This is a genomic window from Corynebacterium sp. KPL2680 (assembly GCF_040225675.1).
Classification (GTDB): domain Bacteria; phylum Actinomycetota; class Actinomycetes; order Mycobacteriales; family Mycobacteriaceae; genus Corynebacterium; species Corynebacterium rhinophilum.
Genome location: NZ_JBEHFM010000003.1, coordinates 118,530 through 134,812 on the forward strand (window position 1 = coordinate 118,530; position 16,283 = coordinate 134,812).

The 16,283-nt window shown below is 58.5% G+C and carries 17 protein-coding genes; 11 read left to right on the top strand and 6 right to left on the bottom strand.

Going from position 1 to position 16,283, the window contains the following annotated elements; translation table 11 throughout:
* Window positions 1-9: 9 nt before the first annotated feature.
* The 3 genes from ABRP66_RS02725 to ychF form a co-directional block, all read right to left on the bottom strand.
* Window positions 10-924, bottom strand: coding sequence for a cation diffusion facilitator family transporter (locus tag ABRP66_RS02725; protein WP_458773877.1), 915 nt, complete (start codon window positions 922-924; stop codon window positions 10-12).
* Between the two features lie 309 nt (window positions 925-1,233).
* Window positions 1,234-1,767, bottom strand: a complete 534-nt coding sequence (locus ABRP66_RS02730; RefSeq protein WP_005282146.1) for a type 1 glutamine amidotransferase domain-containing protein — start codon at window positions 1,765-1,767, stop codon at window positions 1,234-1,236.
* 98 nt (window positions 1,768-1,865) lie between these two features.
* Window positions 1,866-2,951 (bottom strand): redox-regulated ATPase YchF, encoded by a 1,086-nt coding sequence (gene ychF, locus ABRP66_RS02735; protein ID WP_284769933.1) that lies wholly within the window; start codon window positions 2,949-2,951, stop codon window positions 1,866-1,868.
* Window positions 2,952-2,980: 29 nt separating this feature from the next.
* Between ychF and ABRP66_RS02740 the strand changes: the two genes are divergently transcribed.
* The 3 genes from ABRP66_RS02740 to ABRP66_RS02750 all read left to right on the top strand — a co-directional run bounded on the left by ABRP66_RS02740 (window position 2,981) and on the right by ABRP66_RS02750 (window position 6,450).
* Window positions 2,981-4,468 (top strand): AI-2E family transporter, encoded by a 1,488-nt coding sequence (locus ABRP66_RS02740; protein WP_296089924.1) that lies wholly within the window; start codon window positions 2,981-2,983, stop codon window positions 4,466-4,468.
* A gap of 36 nt (window positions 4,469-4,504) precedes the next feature.
* On the top strand, window positions 4,505-5,575 hold the full coding sequence (locus ABRP66_RS02745) for a DNA recombination protein RmuC (protein WP_349838313.1): 1,071 nt from the start codon (window positions 4,505-4,507) through the stop codon (window positions 5,573-5,575).
* Between the two features lie 65 nt (window positions 5,576-5,640).
* Window positions 5,641-6,450 (top strand): DUF6542 domain-containing protein, encoded by an 810-nt coding sequence (locus ABRP66_RS02750; protein ID WP_284796297.1) that lies wholly within the window; start codon window positions 5,641-5,643, stop codon window positions 6,448-6,450.
* 75 nt (window positions 6,451-6,525) lie between these two features.
* On the opposite strand, the gene ABRP66_RS02755 is transcribed toward ABRP66_RS02750, so the two are convergent.
* On the bottom strand, window positions 6,526-7,476 hold the full coding sequence (locus ABRP66_RS02755; protein ID WP_284850342.1) for a 4-hydroxy-3-methylbut-2-enyl diphosphate reductase: 951 nt from the start codon (window positions 7,474-7,476) through the stop codon (window positions 6,526-6,528).
* 153 nt (window positions 7,477-7,629) lie between these two features.
* Between ABRP66_RS02755 and xseA the strand changes: the two genes are divergently transcribed.
* From xseA to ABRP66_RS02770, 3 genes are read left to right on the top strand one after another with little or no spacing between them, the layout of a single operon-like run.
* Window positions 7,630-8,871 (top strand): exodeoxyribonuclease VII large subunit, encoded by a 1,242-nt coding sequence (xseA, locus tag ABRP66_RS02760; protein ID WP_284796295.1) that lies wholly within the window; start codon window positions 7,630-7,632, stop codon window positions 8,869-8,871.
* A gap of 24 nt (window positions 8,872-8,895) precedes the next feature.
* Window positions 8,896-9,174: an exodeoxyribonuclease VII small subunit gene (locus ABRP66_RS02765; RefSeq protein ID WP_005280052.1), complete on the top strand. Its 279-nt coding sequence runs from the start codon at window positions 8,896-8,898 to the stop codon at window positions 9,172-9,174.
* Complete coding sequence (locus ABRP66_RS02770; RefSeq protein WP_296089930.1) at window positions 9,174-9,554, top strand: hypothetical protein; 381 nt, start codon at window positions 9,174-9,176, stop codon at window positions 9,552-9,554. The genes ABRP66_RS02765 and ABRP66_RS02770 overlap by 1 nt, the downstream gene beginning before the upstream one ends.
* Here the strand turns inward: ABRP66_RS02770 and ABRP66_RS02775 are convergent.
* Complete coding sequence (locus ABRP66_RS02775; RefSeq protein WP_284769940.1) at window positions 9,538-10,107, bottom strand: DUF4245 domain-containing protein; 570 nt, start codon at window positions 10,105-10,107, stop codon at window positions 9,538-9,540. The two genes, ABRP66_RS02770 and ABRP66_RS02775, sit on opposite strands and share 17 nt — an antisense overlap.
* 217 nt (window positions 10,108-10,324) lie before the next feature.
* On the opposite strand from ABRP66_RS02775, the gene glpX reads away from it, so the two are divergent.
* The 5 genes from glpX (at window position 10,325) to ABRP66_RS02800 (ending at window position 15,547) form a co-directional block, all read left to right on the top strand.
* On the top strand, window positions 10,325-11,338 hold the full coding sequence (glpX, locus tag ABRP66_RS02780) for a class II fructose-bisphosphatase (protein ID WP_284769941.1): 1,014 nt from the start codon (window positions 10,325-10,327) through the stop codon (window positions 11,336-11,338).
* Between the two features lie 108 nt (window positions 11,339-11,446).
* Complete coding sequence (locus ABRP66_RS02785) at window positions 11,447-12,847, top strand: class II fumarate hydratase (RefSeq protein WP_284850338.1); 1,401 nt, start codon at window positions 11,447-11,449, stop codon at window positions 12,845-12,847.
* Window positions 12,848-13,068: 221 nt separating this feature from the next.
* Entirely contained in the window at window positions 13,069-13,692 is a 624-nt protein-coding gene (locus ABRP66_RS02790; protein WP_284850337.1) for a TetR/AcrR family transcriptional regulator, read from the top strand.
* A complete protein-coding gene (locus ABRP66_RS02795; RefSeq protein ID WP_284850336.1) occupies window positions 13,686-15,254 on the top strand; it encodes an MDR family MFS transporter in 1,569 nt (522 codons plus the stop codon). Before ABRP66_RS02790 ends, ABRP66_RS02795 begins: the two co-directional genes overlap by 7 nt.
* Window positions 15,254-15,547, top strand: coding sequence for a DUF2316 family protein (locus ABRP66_RS02800; RefSeq protein ID WP_284850335.1), 294 nt, complete (start codon window positions 15,254-15,256; stop codon window positions 15,545-15,547). The genes ABRP66_RS02795 and ABRP66_RS02800 overlap by 1 nt, the downstream gene beginning before the upstream one ends.
* Before the next feature lie 128 nt (window positions 15,548-15,675).
* Here ABRP66_RS02800 and ABRP66_RS02805 read toward each other — a convergent pair whose 3' ends face one another.
* Window positions 15,676-16,254 (bottom strand): GNAT family N-acetyltransferase, encoded by a 579-nt coding sequence (locus ABRP66_RS02805; RefSeq protein ID WP_284851583.1) that lies wholly within the window; start codon window positions 16,252-16,254, stop codon window positions 15,676-15,678.
* Window positions 16,255-16,283: the final 29 nt, after the last annotated feature.

Genomic DNA, 16,283 nt, shown 5'->3' on the forward strand with positions numbered 1-16,283 from the left:
GGCCTTTATTTATTGCCGGAATGGAAGTGGGCGGCGATGCGCAACACCAGCCGGCTCCACGTGGATAAATACGCTGCATCCGGCGAAAAGCTCGTCGAGGGCGACTTCGACGTCATCGGCAATCTCGTGTGAGTAGAGCACGCTCCAGTCCGCTGGCACCTCCATGGTCAGGTAGACCATTCTTTGCCTGCCGGAGGCTACCGTACGCCAATCCGTGAAAGTCACGGACTTTTCTTTTTCCAGTTCAGCTAAGAGATCCCAAATTTGATCTTGTTCTTCTTGCGGAAGGGCCTCAGAAAGCAGGCTGCTGACGGAATCGCGCAAAATCTTAAATCCCGTCCACAAGATATTGATGCCAATGGCCAAGGCCACAAGCGCATCAAGCCACAACCAGCCCGTAAGATACACCGCAGCCATGCCGACGAGAACGCCGGCGGAGGTCCACACATCCGTAATCAGGTGGTGCCCATCCGCATTTAGCGTCGCAGACCGGTAGCGCTTGCCCGCCTTAATCAGGGCCAAACCGACGCCCAAATTAAGTATCGAGGACAATAGCGACAGCGCTAAGCCCCAACCGCCTTCTTCAACGGGCTGGGGAGTAAAAAGGCGTTGGACTGCGGTGTAGATGATGGCTCCTGCCGCAATGAAAATCATCGCCCCTTCTACCAACGCGGAAATATACTCCGCCTTACCGTGGCCAAAGTGGTGATTATCATCGGCAGGCTTAGCGGCAATACGCAAGGCGCAATAACCCGCGATGGCGGCCACGAGGTTCACGAGGGATTCGAGGGCATCAGAGAAGAAACCAACCGAGCCCGTCAGCCACGCCGCCAAGGATTTCAGGACAATTGTCGCCACCGCCGCGGCGATGGACAACATCATAAAGCGCTCTAAAATACGCTGCTCAGAACTTAAAGAAGACAAGGTCTACTACTCTCCCTTCGGCAACCAGAATCAGTCCGAAGGTCTCGTTCGCATCGAATGCCTCGATGCTGAGTGGCCGGGCCTTTAAGCCAGTGTGTCGACCAGTCATCGCGGCGCAGTAAGCGCCGTAGGAACTACTCCCCTTCTAGGTTCACAGGTTAGCAGACGGCGAGAATCCTTAAACATTCAACCAAATCCTTGATCCACCCTAGCGAACGCGAGGAGCCCATATAGACGAAAAATCTCCCTACGAACCAGAAGGTTTCTCACCATCTGGCTCGTAGGGAGTAATTGAGGCTTTTGCCTAGTTTAGTGCTGACCCTCTGCAAACTCTTCGACCAACTTAGCGTTGAATGCAGGCAGGTCGTCCGGGGTACGGGAGGAGACCAAGCCCTGGTCGCAGTGGACCTCTTCGTCAACCCAGGTAGCACCTGCGTTGCGGAGATCGGTCTGCAGGGACGGGAAGGACGTCAGGGTGCGGCCCTTGAGGGCCTCTGCATCGGCTAGAATCCAACCGCCGTGGCAGATAGCGCCCAAGGGGCGGTCCTCGCCCATGTGCTTGCGCACGATGCTAACGGCTGCCTCATCCAGGCGGATGAGGTCGGCGTTATTGGTGCCACCAGGCAAGATGATGCCGTCGAAGGTCTCACCCTCGGAGTCCTTGGTCGTAGCATCAACGTTGATCTCGGTACCGTTCTTGCCCGTAATGGTGCCGGCCTTAGGCGCCAGAACCTTTACGGTAGCGCCGGCCTTCTGCACGGCCTCTAGCGGAGAGGTCAGCTCGGAGTCTTCAAAGTCATTCGTAGCAATGATTGCGATCGTCTTGTTTTCTAGCTCAGCCATTATTATGGCCTCCTTATTGTTGTCGGGTACGCAGATAGGATAACTCTACATTCGCGCGCTCGCCACGTTCACTACCGCGACCTGCAACAAGCTAGGTTTTAGCCGCCGATTTTGAAGTCACACACGTCGCCATCGTGCATGATGTAGTCCTTGCCTTCTTGGCGGACCTTGCCGTTGGCTCGCGCTTCGGCCATTGAGCCAGCAGCAACAAGATCGTCGAAGGAGACGATTTCTGCCTTGATGAACTTCTTTTCAAAATCGGTGTGGATTACGCCAGCGGCCTGGGGTGCGGCAGCGCCTTGCTTAATGGTCCACGCGCGGGCTTCCTTTTCACCAGCGGTGAGGTAGGTTTGCAGGCCCAAGGTGGAGAAACCAGCCTTGGCCAAGGTAGCCAAGCCGGGCTCTTCTTGGCCTACTGCCTCGAGCAGCTCGCTTGCCTCGTCCTCATCCAGCTCCAAGAGCTCGGACTCGGTTTGTGCATCGAGGAAGACGCAATCTGCTGGGGCGACGAGCTGGCGCAGTTCGTCCTTCTTGGTGGCATCGGTAAGCACAGCCTCGTCCGAGTTAAAGACATAGAGGAAGGGCTTAGCCGTCATCAGGTGCAGCTCGCGTACGAGGGAAAGATCAATCTCGCCGGTCTTGGCGGCGGCGAAGAGGGTGCGGTCATCCTCTAGGATTTCCTGCGCCTTCTTGGTGGCCTCCACAACAGGCGCCAAGTCCTTATTCTTCCGGGCATCCTTTTCTAGGCGCGGCAGGGCCTTCTCGATGGTCTGCAGATCCGCCAGAATCAGCTCTGTATTAATAACGGAAATGTCATTGCCGGGATCTACCTGGCCATCGACGTGGATGACATTGTCATCAGAAAAGGCGCGGACCACCTGGCAGATAGCGTCGGCCTCGCGGATATTGGCTAGGAAGGCGTTTCCCATACCCTCGCCCTGCGAGGCACCTGCGACGATGCCGGCAATATCCACGAAGGACACGGTCGCCGGCAAGATACGCTCGGAGTTGAACATCTTGGCGAGGGCGTCCAAACGGGGATCCGGCAGCTCCACCAAGCCCACGTTGGGCTCGATGGTGGCGAATGGGTAATTAGCCGCCAAGATTTCGGAACGGGTCAGGGCATTAAACAAAGTGGACTTGCCCACATTGGGCAAGCCGACGATTCCTAGTGTAAGACTCACGGGGCTAATCCTAACGCACCTACCGCGTTATGAGGCAAGATGGTGGGGTGAGTTCTGATAAGCAACCAACACCCGAAAAGCCACAGGCGAGCCCGGGCGATAAGATGGACGGTGACTTCGACACCAACCAATTGGACGACGTATCGCCGCATCCCCCGGGCAATCAGGTCGATCGCTCCGTCATCGCGGGCGAGATGGTGAAATCGACCTCCCTGTGGGCCGTGCGCCTGCTGATAATCGGCGTTTTCCTTTTTGCTGTCTATCAGGTCCTGGGTAGCTTCTGGCAGGGCATCCTTCCAGTGCTCTTGGCTCTTATTATCTGTACCGTGCTTAACCCCATGGCGCGTTGGATGCGAACAAAGGGACTACCCGCGGGCCTGGCAGCGATTGTGACAATCCTGCTCTCTTCAGCCGCCGTCGGTGGGCTCATCGCCTCGGTGGCACCGGACTTCATGCGGCAATCCCAGTCGCTCTACTTACAAACGGTCTCGGGCATCCAGCAGCTCCAGGTTTGGGCCCAGGGCCCACCCTTGAACCTCGATAGCGACGATATGAGCACCTATATCGACGAGGCCGCAGGCTGGTTGCAGGAGCGTGCGGGCGTTATCGCCGGGTCTGTATTTACGGGCATCGGCAATGCCACCTCATTTTTCGTCACGGTGTTCATTGTCTTGGTGCTCACCTTCTTCTTCCTCAAGGACGGCACCAAATTCCTGCCGTGGCTGCGCGATGCCACCGGGCGACGTGCCGGCTGGCACCTCACGGAATTGCTCACGCGCGCCTGGAATACCCTGGGCGGATTCATTCGGGCACAGGCGGTGGTCTCGCTTATCGATGCCATCTTTATCGGCCTCGGCCTCGTGCTTATCGGCGTGCCCTTGGCGATGGCCCTGGCAATCATCACCTTCATCGCCGGCTTCATCCCGTTCGTCGGCGCCATTGTCTCCGGCGCGCTCGCGGTGGTTATCGCCTTAGTGTCTTTGGGCTTTACCCAAGCACTGTTGGTCTTGGGTCTCGTTCTTTTGGTCCAGCAGCTTGAAGGCAATGTCCTCTCGCCGTGGCTGCAGGCTAAGGCCATGAACCTGCACCCAGTCATTGTTTTGGTCTCGGTCATCGTCGGCTCCGCGCTCTTTGGACTCATTGGTGGATTCTTGGCCGTGCCGACCGCCGCCATGATCGCGGTGGCTTATCGCTACGTCCAAGACATGATGAAGCTGCAGTCCGGGGAAAAGCACTCCTCCGAGCTCAACTACTCCACCGTCGCGGGCTATCTCATCGGCCGCTATACCGAAGAGCAAGCGCAGTACAAGCGCGAGCAATGGCGCAAGGTCCCAGAACACGCCAACCCCGATATCGCCGGCGCCGACGCGGCTTCCGATGGCGATTCCACCACGCTCGATGCCTCCGTCGACGTCGATTCCACCCCGGAGGACTATGACGAACCGAGCATGCGCTCCAACCTGCGCCGGGCGCGGGATGCCTTTGAAAATCTTTGGAACGGAGATTCGAAAAAATAGTGTGCTGTGTCGGCAGCACGTGTCATAGTGGATTCCATGACATCCACTTTGCCCGTGCTGCTGCTGTTTATCGGTCTCCTATTGGGCGCCGTTCTGGGATGGTTGGCCCACTCTCATTCCGCTTCCCGCTCCGCGCCGAGCGAGGAGCACCGGGCGCTGCAAGAATCCCAGCGCCGCCAGGCCGAGCTGCAACCGCTGGAAAAGGCCATGGATAGGCTTGGATTCCAGCTCCAAGAATTGGAAGAAGATCGCACCGCCCACTTGGCCTCCCTGTCCAGCCAAGTGCAGGCGGTGACCCGCACCTCGTCCCGGCTAACAGAGCGCACAGATCAGCTCGTTACGGCCCTCCGCTCACCCAATGTGCGCGGGCGGTGGGGCGAGATTCAGCTAGAGCGCGTCGTCGAACTCGGCGGCATGAGACGGCACGTAGACTTCGATTCTCAAGTCTCTGCCCCCTTAAACGGCCGCATCGTGCGCCCAGACATGCTCATCAACTTGGCCGGTGGCAGGCATATCATCGTCGATGCCAAGGTCCCATTTTCTTCTTACCTCGATGCGCTAGAAACCGAGGATCCAGAAGAACACGCCGGCTACCTGCGCCGCCACGCGCATCAGCTGCGCAGCCACATCCAGGCGTTGTCCCACAAGGACTATATTGAGGCCTTCCAACCCACCCCGGAATTCGTGGTGCTCTTCGTGCCAGCGGATCCCTTCCTCGATGCTGCGTTATCGGTCGATCCTGAGCTCATCGAGTTCGGTTTTGAGCGCAACGTCGTCATCGCCACCCCGAGCTCACTCTTCGCGCTTTTGCGCACGGTAGCTATGGGTTGGCACCAAGAAGTTATTTCCACCAAGGCAAAAGAAGTCCAACGCTTGGGACGCGAGCTCTATTCGCGGCTCAATACCCTTTCGGAGCACTACGGCAAGGTGGGTCAAAACCTCGAAAAGGCAGTAGAAGCCTATAATTCCACGCTCTCCTCGCTGGATTCGCGCGTGGGCGTGACCGCCCGCAAGCTGCACGAAATGGAGATCCCCTGCCGCACGAACAGGGCACCGCGCGAGCCCTCCCCCATTGATACGTGGCCGCGCGGGACAAATTCTTCATAAATTCTAGGCAGTTTTACTGCGTGGATATAGCCATTGGCCCGCGCCAGACGGTAGGATTTTGCGACGTGTCACTAGCCAAACAACGAAAGCCAACCGCCGCGCAAGGCCTGAGCATGCCGAACATCTCGCTGCTGAAGGGCCTTGGGCTATTGGCGGCACTTTTGCTCACCGGCGCATTGATTTCCATTCTTGCCGGCTCTATAGGCTGGATGTACTTTGCCTTCCTCATCATCAGCTCGCTGCTCATAGCGCTCATCGTTGAGGAGCGGGGATTATTCCTGTCCATCGCGTCCATCCCCATTTTGTACGCGGTAACCGTGGTGACGGCGGGAATCTTCATCACCAAGTCCAATGCTCCAGAAGGCACCAGTTTTTCTAAAACGTCGCTGCTCACCTCGGTGTATCCGCTGGTCCAGAACTTCGTGTGGTTGCTTATCGCGGTTCTTGGCGCGACGGCAATCGGCGTTTTGCGCTGGATTCGCTTCCGCAAGGCCGCACAGCGCGCTGTGAATCAGCAAAGAGTCTCGCGGCGCGCGGACATGAAGCGGGATCGTCAGAACCGCGCTGAGCGGCTTTCCGTGGCGGAACTCATGGCGCGTAATAGATCCGAAAACCCGCAGGCCTCATCCCCACGCGCCTCTCGCCGCAGATCGCATGCACAGGCGCAACCTCCGCAGAAGCCGCAGGACCGCATCCGCGGCCGCGACCGAGAAGAGCGTCGTCGCGAGCAACAGGCGGAACGCGAAAATCGCTTGCAACCCGATCCGAACCGGCGCGCGGGGGACGTGATACCACCGGCCCCCGAAACAGGTCCCACTTCCTCGATAAAAGACACTGCCAAGAAGCAGCGTTGGGACGATAACCTCTACGAATAAACTAAACCGTGAGCCCTCGGCACTCTTTAAGAGGCCACCAGGCTCACGGTTATCGTTGTTTTAGGCGTTGCAGCGCTAGGTGCGCGCGGGACGCAGATCACGCGGCAGCGCAAAGGTAATGGATTCCGTAGAGGTGGTTACTTGCTCCACGTCGTTAAAGCCGCGATCATCCAAGTATTCGAGTACTTCGCGCACCAAGAGTTCCGGCACGGAGGCGCCACAGGTCACACCAACGGTCTCTACGCCGTCTAACCACGATTCATCGATTTCTGCGGCGAAGTCCACCAAGTGGGAGTCGCGCGCGCCTGCCTCGAGTGCGACTTCTACGAGGCGCACCGAGTTGGACGAGTTTTTTGACCCCACCACGATCATCAGATCGCACTTCGGCGCGATGGCCTTGACGGACTCTTGCCGGTTTTGGGTGGCGTAGCAAATATCATCTGATGGCGGGTTTTCCAGGTGCGGGAAACGCTCGCGCAGTTTATTAACGATGACGACGGTCTCATCCACCGAGAGCGTGGTCTGCGAAAGCCAGATGAGTTTTTCATCCTGCAAGTAATCTGGCAGCTTGTCCACGCCGTCGACGCCATCGACCAGGTGTGTGACATCGGGGGCCTCTCCCGCGGTGCCCTCTACCTCTTCGTGGCCTTCATGACCCACGAGGAGGATGTGGTAACCATCGCGCTCGAAGCGCTGGGCCTCCTTGTGCACCTTGGTAACCAAGGGGCAGGTGGCATCCAGGGTCAATTGCTTGCGCTCTTGCGCCTGATTGCGCACCGCCGGGGAGATGCCGTGGGCAGAGAATACGAGGTGAGCACCCTCTGGGGCTTCGGATGCCTCTTCAACGAAGATGACTCCGCGCTTGGCCAGAGATTCAACGACATAACGGTTGTGGACGATTTGCTTGCGCACATAAATGGGTGCGCCGTATTTTTCTAGCGCCTTTTCTACAGTCTCGACGGCGCGGTCCACTCCAGCGCAGTAACCGCGCGGTGCCGCGAGGAGAACATTTTTACCATCAGTCATGCCTCCCAGAGTATCGAAAGGTAAAGCAAAACAATAGTAAGGGCTATCCAGCAGCAAAAGCGCCCATCTAGGCCACCCAAGCGGGGCGGTGCTTGTCCGGAGCACCTACACTAAAAGGCACCGTATGGTGCTGTAGATGGAAAGGGTGGGTGCGTGAACCAACCGGCAAATACTCCAGAGACCCCGTGGCCTGTAGGCCAGGTCAATGACCAGGTGAAGGGGTGGATCGAGCGCCTTGGATATCTGTGGGTGGAAGGCCAATTAACGCAGATCAATTACAAGCCCACGTGGAAGCTGTCTTATCTCACCCTACGCGATGTGCAGCAGGAAAAGTCGGTGCAATTGACCTGCTCGTCCTCAATGCTGCACAACTTGCCCACGCCGCTAAAAGATGGCGACCGCGTCATCGTGCACGGCAAGCCCGCGTTTTATGCCGGCCGCGGATCCTTTTCCTTGTGGACCACGGAGATCCGGCACGTGGGCATCGGCGATTTATTGGCGCGCATTGAAAAGCTGCGCGCACAGCTCGCCGCAGAAGGCCTCTTTGATCCCGCGCGCAAGCGCCCACTTCCCTATCTCCCGCAGAAGATCGGCCTGATTACTGGCCGCGGTTCTGCCGCCGAGCGCGATGTCATGGCGGTCGCCCGCGACCGGTGGCCGGCCGTGCAATTCCGCGTCATCAATACCGCTGTTCAGGGGGCAAATACCGTCCCCGAAGTGGTTTCGGCCCTGCAGGAGCTCGACGCCGATGCGGAGATCGATGTCATCATCATCGCCCGTGGCGGCGGTTCTGTCGAAGACCTTTTGCCTTTTTCTGAAGAAGCCCTGCAACGTGCCGTCGTGGCCGCCAGCACGCCGGTGGTCTCCGCGATTGGCCACGAGCCGGATAGCCCGGTGCTGGATAATGTCGCAGACTTACGCGCGGCTACACCCACGGACGCCGCCAAGCGCGTGGTCCCTTCGGTGGCAGAGGAACGGGCGGTTATCGCAGAGGCGCGTTCCCGCATGGCAGCGGCGTTGCGCGGCTGGGTAGAACGCGAGCGCCGTGGATTAGATAATATCCGTTCCCGGCCGGTATTGGCCGATCCGATGACCCCGATCCGCGCTCGGCGTGAAGAAGTCGAGCGCATGCGCACGAGTATGCGCCGCGAATTGCGGGTGTTGTTAGACCGCGAGACTCGGCACGTGGAGTCCCTTCGCGCACGGGTTTCTGCTTTAGGCCCTTCGGCGACGCTTGCCCGTGGGTATTCTATTGTTCAAGTCTTGCCCAAAGATAGCAGCGATCCGGAGGTAGTTAGCTCCTATGAGCAATCACCGCCCGGCGCGCAATTGCGCATTCGCGTGGGCGATGGTTCCATCACCGCCGTATCCATGGCCTCCCAGGCCGCCGATTAGCCAGAAATAGTAGGAGAATTGCTGATGTCAGATGAAACCATTGGTTCCGGCCAGCCGGGCCAGGATGCCTTTACTCCCGTAGAGGAATTGAGCTACGAACAGGCGCGCGATGAGCTCATTGAAACCGTCAAGATTCTAGAGCTCGGCCAAATGGGCTTGGACGAGTCCCTGAAGTACTGGGAGCGCGGCGAGGCACTTGCTCGCACGTGCGAATCCCACTTGGATGGCGCCTCCAAGCGCGTGGAAGATGCCCTCGAAAAGGCGGAAAACAACGAGCAGCAGGCCGAAGAGGGGGAAGAGTAATGCAGATTTATGGTTACCCGGGAAAGCGGATTGATTTCGTATCCAAATCGGCATCGGCAGGCTCCATCATGGGCGGCGATTCCCGCGCGTTGGTGGAGGAATTTTTCGGGCCGGCGCATACCAGCACTCAGGTTTCAGCCACCGAGGAGGAACTGAGTTACTTCTCCCAGTCCATCGTGCTGCTGCTTGCCGATGCCAAAGTGGTCCAAGTTTCCATCTACCCGCAGCGTTCCCAGCGCGAGCGCGTGGACGTCTACCTAGAAAAGACGCGCCTGAGCGGGCTAGATGCGGCTGCCTTGGAAGAAGCCGCCGGTGATACTGAGGGAATCACGGTGAAAGCAGACGATGAGGGGCTCAGCGAGGTTACTTTCCGCTTATAGGCTTGGCCTTGATGAAGGCCTCGGTGGCGGCGGCGAATTCTTCATCGGGGGCTGCGCCGGAGATGATGAGGCGGGCATCGCCCAAGTCGGCGATCCACAATCGGCGCACCGAATCGTCGTCGCTTGCCAGCACGCGCACTTGGTGGCCGGCTACCTCGCGCGTGGAGTTCAGCCCGCGATAGTTAGCGTCGTATTTTTCGCCCGCGTCTTCTGCAGACACCTGGGTTTGGGTGGATTCCACGTAGTTTCCATCCGCGGTAAGCCAGCTGACGACGGTGGCTGTCTCGCCTCCTAGCTGCGAACGTCGGGCCGCATTGGCCTGCCAGCCTTCGGGCATCTGGGGATCTCGGATGGCGCCAACACCGGCGCGGGCCTGCGTATCCAGGAAGGTCTCCTCGTCTACCTCTTGGACTGGGCCTTGCGCTGTTTCCGGATTCACCGAGCAAAGCCCGGTTGCGCCCACCACAAGCAACATCATGAGGACCACTATGGAAAGGGACAAAATGATGTCGCGAGCGCCTTCGAAAATCTTCGGTCTTTGTTCTGCTGCCACGCGCCTTAGTATCGCATGAGCCGCCGTGAAAGTGCCACATGCCTCCCGCGTGCGCACATTCGCGCCGATAATGCTCCCCCGAGAGAGGAAAATCCCCACAAAAGGGGCCCCAAATCGGACCTATTGACACCAAAAAGTGCCAGAATAGGAAAAGTAGAACACTAAGCGCGTGGGAATTACCCCCACGGTGAGAAAACATGGAAGGCAACCACTACACATGTCCGAAAATACTTCTTATTTGCCCGACCGTAACTTGGCCATGGAGCTGGTGCGCGTGACCGAAGCCGCCGCCCTGGCCTCTGGCCGCTGGGTAGGTCGTGGCATGAAGAATGAGGGCGATGGCGCGGCAGTCGATGCCATGCGCAAGCTGATTAACTCCGTGGCGATGAAGGGCGTTGTTGTCATTGGTGAGGGCGAAAAGGATGAGGCCCCAATGCTCTTCAACGGCGAAGAGGTCGGCACCGGCGAGGGTGCGGCGATGGACATTGCCGTAGACCCCGTAGATGGCACGCGGCTGATGGCCGAAGGCCGCCCCAATGCCATTTCCGTAATCGCCGCTGCAGAGCGCGGCACCATGTATGACCCATCCGCAGTCTTCTACATGGAAAAGATCGCCGTTGGACCTGAAGCCGTCGGATCCATCGATATCAACCAGTCCGTGCAGTGGAATATCGAATCTGTTGCCAAGGCAAAGGGCCTGCGCACCGCCGATATCACCGTGGTGGTATTGGACCGTCCGCGCCACGATAAGCTCATCCAAGAGATCCGTGAGGCAGGCGCCAAGGTACGCCTCATCATGGACGGCGATGTGGCAGGTGCCATCGCCACCTGCCAGGATTCCAATTCCATCGACATGATGATGGGCATCGGCGGTACCCCTGAGGGCATCATCACCGCCTGCGCCATGCGGTGCATGGGTGGCGAAATCCAGGGCAAGCTGTGGCCAAAGGATGAAGAGGAAGCAGAAAAGGCCCGCGCCGCCGGCCACGACTTGGACAAGGTCTTAGGCACCAATGACTTGGTCTCCTCCAAGAACTGCTACTTCGCTGCCACCGGCGTGACCAACGGCGACATGCTGCGAGGTGTCTCCTACCGCAATAATGGCGCCTCCACCCGTTCGCTGGTCATGCGTTCCAAGTCCGGCACCATCCGCTACGTCGATTCCTTCCACAAGCTGGCAAAGCTGCAGGAATACTCCGTCGTGGACTACTCGGACCCCACCAAGAACTAAACCTCACCCCCAAATGGCGGGGCGGGCTCGGGCTTTTCGTGCTCTAGTTTTTAGCTTTTCGCCATACTGGGGGTAGACGCACACAATCAATTAACCGAGGTGATTTTCATGACCGAATACCGTACCGAACATGACACTATGGGCGAGGTTAAAGTTCCCGCTGATGCCCTGTGGCGCGCACAGACCCAGCGCGCGGTAGACAACTTCCCCATCTCCGGCCGCGGCCTAGAAGATGCGCAAATCCGCGCACTCGGCCTGCTCAAGGCGGCATGCGCACAGGTCAACAAGGACTCCGGCAGCCTAGATGCGGAAAAGGCAGACGCCATTATCGCCGCTGCGAAGGAAATCGCGGAAGGCAAGCACAACGATGCCTTCCCCATCGATGTGTTCCAGACCGGCTCCGGTACCTCCTCCAATATGAACACCAACGAGGTCATCGCCTCCTTGGCACAGAAGCAGGGCGTAGAGGTTCACCCGAACGATGACGTCAACATGGGCCAGTCCTCCAATGACACCTTCCCCACCGCTACCCACGTGGCGGCCACGGAAGCAGCCGTCAATGACCTCATTCCGGGCCTGAAGGTGCTGCACGAGTCCTTGTCCAAGAAGGCGAAGGAATTCGCGGACGTTGTCAAGGCCGGCCGCACCCACCTCATGGACGCCACCCCAATCACCCTGGGCCAGGAGTTCAGCGGCTACGCCCGCCAGGTGGAGCTCGGCATCGAGCGCATCGAGGCTACCCTCCCGCGCTTGGGCGAACTCGCCATCGGTGGTACCGCCACCGGCACCGGCCTGAACACCTCCGCTGATTTCGGCGGCAAGGTAACCGAGGAGCTCAAGAAGCTCACCGGCGTTGAGAACCTGAAGGAAGCTGAAAACCACTTCGAGGCACAGGCTAACCGCGACGGCCTTGTAGAGTTCTCCGGAGCCATGCGCTCGGTGGCTGTATCCTTCAACAAGATTGCCAATGACCTGCGCATGCTGGGCTCCGGCCCACTGACCGGCCTGGCAGAAATCCACCTGAAGGACCTGCAGCCTGGTTCTTCCATCATGCCGGGCAAGGTCAACCCGGTTATCCCTGAGGCAGTCACCATGGTGGCCGGCCAGGTTGTGGGCAATGACGCTGCCGTTGCCTTCGGCGGCGCGCAGGGCCAGTTCGAGCTCAACGTCTTCATCCCGATGATGGCGCGCAACGTGCTCGAGTCCGCTCGCCTACTGGCTAACTCCGCCCGCGTCTTTGCCGAGAAGTGCGTCTACCACATCGAGGCCAACGAGGAGCGCATGAAGCACTTCGCGGAGTCCTCCACTTCCATCGTGACCCCGCTGAACTCCGCCATCGGCTACGAGAACGCCGCCAAAGCCGCAAAGCACGCCCTCAATGAGAAGATCACAGTCCGCCAGGCCGTTATCGACTTGGGCTTTGTTGACGGCGAGAACCTCACTGAGGAAGAGCTGGACAAGCGCTTGGACGTATTGAGCATGACCAACCGCGACCGCGACAATATTTAATCTAGTCCGCGTTTAACGCTACGACCCCCGCTCGGAAATCGCCTCTGAGCGGGGGTTTTCGCATGCCTCGACGCGCTTGCCAGGCATGGTAAGCGCGGGTAAAGAAAGGGGACATCGGCAAGCGTATGCTGTGACCTACAACATAGATTCGGCGTACACATCTACAAAATCACCCATTTTGCACTTGGTGCAAGTTTGCACCGAGTGTAAAGTTGCATTCTGTGCAAGAAGAACTATCACTACGCGAGCAGAAACGCCTAGAAACGCGGCTACGCATCGAAGATGCTGCCACCGAGTTGGTGGACAAGCATTCCTTTGGCGAGGTCACTATTGAAGAGATCTGCGAACTAGCCGGTATTTCTCGGCGCACGTTTTTTAACTATTTTGATTCGAAGGAATCCGCCGTGCTTGGGGCACCAAGTGCTGACTTCACCGCGGAAATGCGCGAGTATTTCCTCCATGAACCCACCATCAACATCATGGAATTAGTCCTTAACCTGGTGGAACAGCACATGGAGGGCCATCACGTTAATCCCACGATTCGGGAGAGACGCAAGCGCATTGCTAATGACCCAGAGGCGGCCGCCGCCTCCATTAGCCGCAAGCGGGCGAAATCCATCGAGCTTATTGGGCTCATTGAGGAGCGCCTTAACCAAGAACCGGAATTGCGCATCCTCGAGGGCCATTCAGCGGCAACGGAGGCCATGGTCATCGCCGGTGTAGTCCGCGAGGCCCTGTGGCTTTCCATCGCCGCCCCTGATAGCGATTGCAGCGACGCCCTGAGTTCGCGTCTGAATGATTCACTGATGTTGATTAATGATGTTATGAAAGGAATCCGATGGTAGATACAGCCGAAAAGGCTCCTGCGCAGGGCCAGTCGCGGGCGGATAACCTGGGGCTCATTTTCTCTGCGCTGGTGCTCACCATGTTGATGAGCTCCCTGGGCCAGATGATTTTCTCTTCCGCTTTGCCAACGATTGTTGGTGAGCTTGGCGGCGTTGACCACATGAGCTGGGTAATTTCCGCATTCCTGGTCACCATGACCATCGCCATGCCGATTTCCGGCAAGCTGGGTGACATGCTGGGCCGCAAGTGGCTCTACATTGGCGGCATCGCCGTCTTCGTCGTGGGCTCCGCCATCGGCGGTTTCGCCGATTCCATGACAGTTCTCATCATCGCCCGCGCCGTGCAAGGCTTCGGCGCCGGGTTTATGATGATCTCCTCGCAGTCCATCATCGCCGAGGTCACCTCCTCCCGCGAGCGTGGCAAGTTCATGGGCATCATGGGCGGCGTCTTCGGCCTGTCCTCCGTCCTCGGCCCCGTCTTGGGTGGCTGGTTTACTGATGGCCCTGGCTGGCGTTGGGGCATGTGGATGAATATTCCACTCGGCCTGCTGGCCATGGTGGTCTGCATCTTGGTGCTCAACCTGCGCGTGGGCCAGGCCGATATGAAGCGCTTTGACTGGCTCGGTGCCACCTTCATCGCCATTACTACCGCTTCCCTTATCCTCATGACCACTTGGGGCGGCACCGAGTACGACTGGGATTCCACCATGATCCTCACTCTCGGCGCCATTACCCTCGTCGGCGCGATCATTACCACCATCGTGGAATTGCGGGCTGCCGAACCGCTTATCCCGGTTCGCCTCTTCAAGAACCGCAACATGGCCCTGACTACCCTATCCGGCGTCATCTTGGGCCTGGCCATGTTCGGGGTGCTGGGCTATATGCCCACCTACCTGCAAATGGTCCACACCCTCTCACCCACCAACGCAGGCCTGATGATGATTCCGATGATGATTGGCCTTATCGGCACCTCCACCGGCGTCGGTTTCATCATCGCCCGCACCGGCCGCTACAAAATCTACCCCGTTATCGGCTTGGCCATTACCGCCGGTGCACTCTTTTGGATGTCCCGCTTGTCGGTAGACACATCGCTCACGCAACTCGGCTTCGAGTTCCTCGCCTTCGGCATCGGCCTGGGCATGGTCATGCAGGTGCTCGTTCTCATCGTCCAGAACTCCTTCCCGCTCTCCCAGGTGGGTACGGCAACCGCGGCGAATAACTTCTTCCGCCAGATCGGTTCTGCCCTAGGTGCTTCCTTGGTCGGTTCCATGTTCATTAACAACATGCAGGATGAGATGGCCAACCGCCTGCCGCAGGCCATCCAGCAGCTGGGACCTGAGGGCGCGGCCTATGCCGAGAAGTTTGGCAATGGCGAGGGCAATGCCAATAGCCTGACCCCGGACTTGGTGTCTTCCCTGCCAGAGCCGCTCAGGCAGGCAGTATTAAATTCCTATAATGACGGACTCACCCCGGTCATCGCGCTGATGGTCCCGCTCGTCATCGTCGCCCTCTTGGTCCTGCTTCCCCTGCGTGAAGAGCGCCTGAAGGAGACGATCGATTAATGTCGCTCAACCCCGCAGAAACCGCCGCCACCAGTAGGGAGCTCCATGCGCTGCGCGGTAGCCTGCCGCTTGCCGATGCCCCCATCAACTCCTCCCTCGGCTACCAGGCTGGCGGCCTCGCGGAGGTGCTCGATATTGAGGCAAGCCCCATCGAGGTATGGCACACCCGCGATTACCTCGTGGCCTTGGCAGAGCGCCAAGGCATCGAGGTGCCGCCGTTTAGCCGCCTGAGCGATTTCATGCGCCCACAGGCACAGAAGTGGTTTGGGCGCTGGGAGCTACCCGCAGTCTAGGAGCGCTCTATTCTCCCCAACTGGTTGATCGCCTAGCTTGGGAAAACAAATAAAGGCCGTAGCGCCGCCAGGATGATTTATTCCCCCGGCAGCGCTACGGCCTTCGTGACGAAAAGGCTGAGTGCCCTTTAACTGTTCTTTTCCTCCGGCTTGGGAAGCAGGAGCTCGTAGACATCGGTATCGCGCCACTGACCGGCCAACTCACCATAGGTCATCTTGGCCATGTGTGAGTAGGTGCCGACCTTTTCAAAACCGCGGGACTTGTGAAGGCCCGCAGAACCTTCATTTTCCGGGAAGATCCAAGAGTGGATGGCCCACTTGTGCAGGTCCTTGCACACTTCAATGAGGCAATCGAGCAAGGCCCCTGCAATGCCACGGCCTTGGGCATCAGATCCCAAGTAAATGGAATCCTCCACGACGCCGTGGAAGACGGTGCGCGAGGAAATCGGGGCGGCCGAAACCCACCCCAATACCTTGGAATCATCGTCCGCCTCAACGGCTACGTGCACCGAGGCCATGATCTTGGAGCTCGTAAACTCCTCGTAGGTCAAGGATCGGGTTTCATAGGTGGCATGGCCGGTTTGCAGGCCCTGCTCGTAGATTTCCCGCATCTGCGGGTAATCGGCCGAAGTGAAGGGCCGAATACGGAAATCCTTTTTCTTATCGTCCGCAGACGTCTTCTTGGCGTTCTCGCTCATAAGCACCATTATTACTGGTCTTGGGTGATTTTTTCTAT

Coding starts and splice junctions, on each gene's coding strand:
- ABRP66_RS02730 (WP_005282146.1), bottom strand. CDS start 1,767: ATGGCTGAGCTAGAAAACAAGACGATCGCAATCATTGCTACGAATGAC.
- ABRP66_RS02740 (WP_296089924.1), top strand. CDS start 2,981: ATGAGGCAAGATGGTGGGGTGAGTTCTGATAAGCAACCAACACCCGAA.
- ABRP66_RS02745 (WP_349838313.1), top strand. CDS start 4,505: ATGACATCCACTTTGCCCGTGCTGCTGCTGTTTATCGGTCTCCTATTG.
- ABRP66_RS02755 (WP_284850342.1), bottom strand. CDS start 7,476: ATGACTGATGGTAAAAATGTTCTCCTCGCGGCACCGCGCGGTTACTGC.
- ABRP66_RS02765 (WP_005280052.1), top strand. CDS start 8,896: ATGTCAGATGAAACCATTGGTTCCGGCCAGCCGGGCCAGGATGCCTTT.
- ABRP66_RS02770 (WP_296089930.1), top strand. CDS start 9,174: ATGCAGATTTATGGTTACCCGGGAAAGCGGATTGATTTCGTATCCAAA.
- glpX (WP_284769941.1), top strand. CDS start 10,325: ATGTCCGAAAATACTTCTTATTTGCCCGACCGTAACTTGGCCATGGAG.
- ABRP66_RS02785 (WP_284850338.1), top strand. CDS start 11,447: ATGACCGAATACCGTACCGAACATGACACTATGGGCGAGGTTAAAGTT.
- ABRP66_RS02795 (WP_284850336.1), top strand. CDS start 13,686: ATGGTAGATACAGCCGAAAAGGCTCCTGCGCAGGGCCAGTCGCGGGCG.
- ABRP66_RS02800 (WP_284850335.1), top strand. CDS start 15,254: ATGTCGCTCAACCCCGCAGAAACCGCCGCCACCAGTAGGGAGCTCCAT.
- ABRP66_RS02805 (WP_284851583.1), bottom strand. CDS start 16,254: ATGGTGCTTATGAGCGAGAACGCCAAGAAGACGTCTGCGGACGATAAG.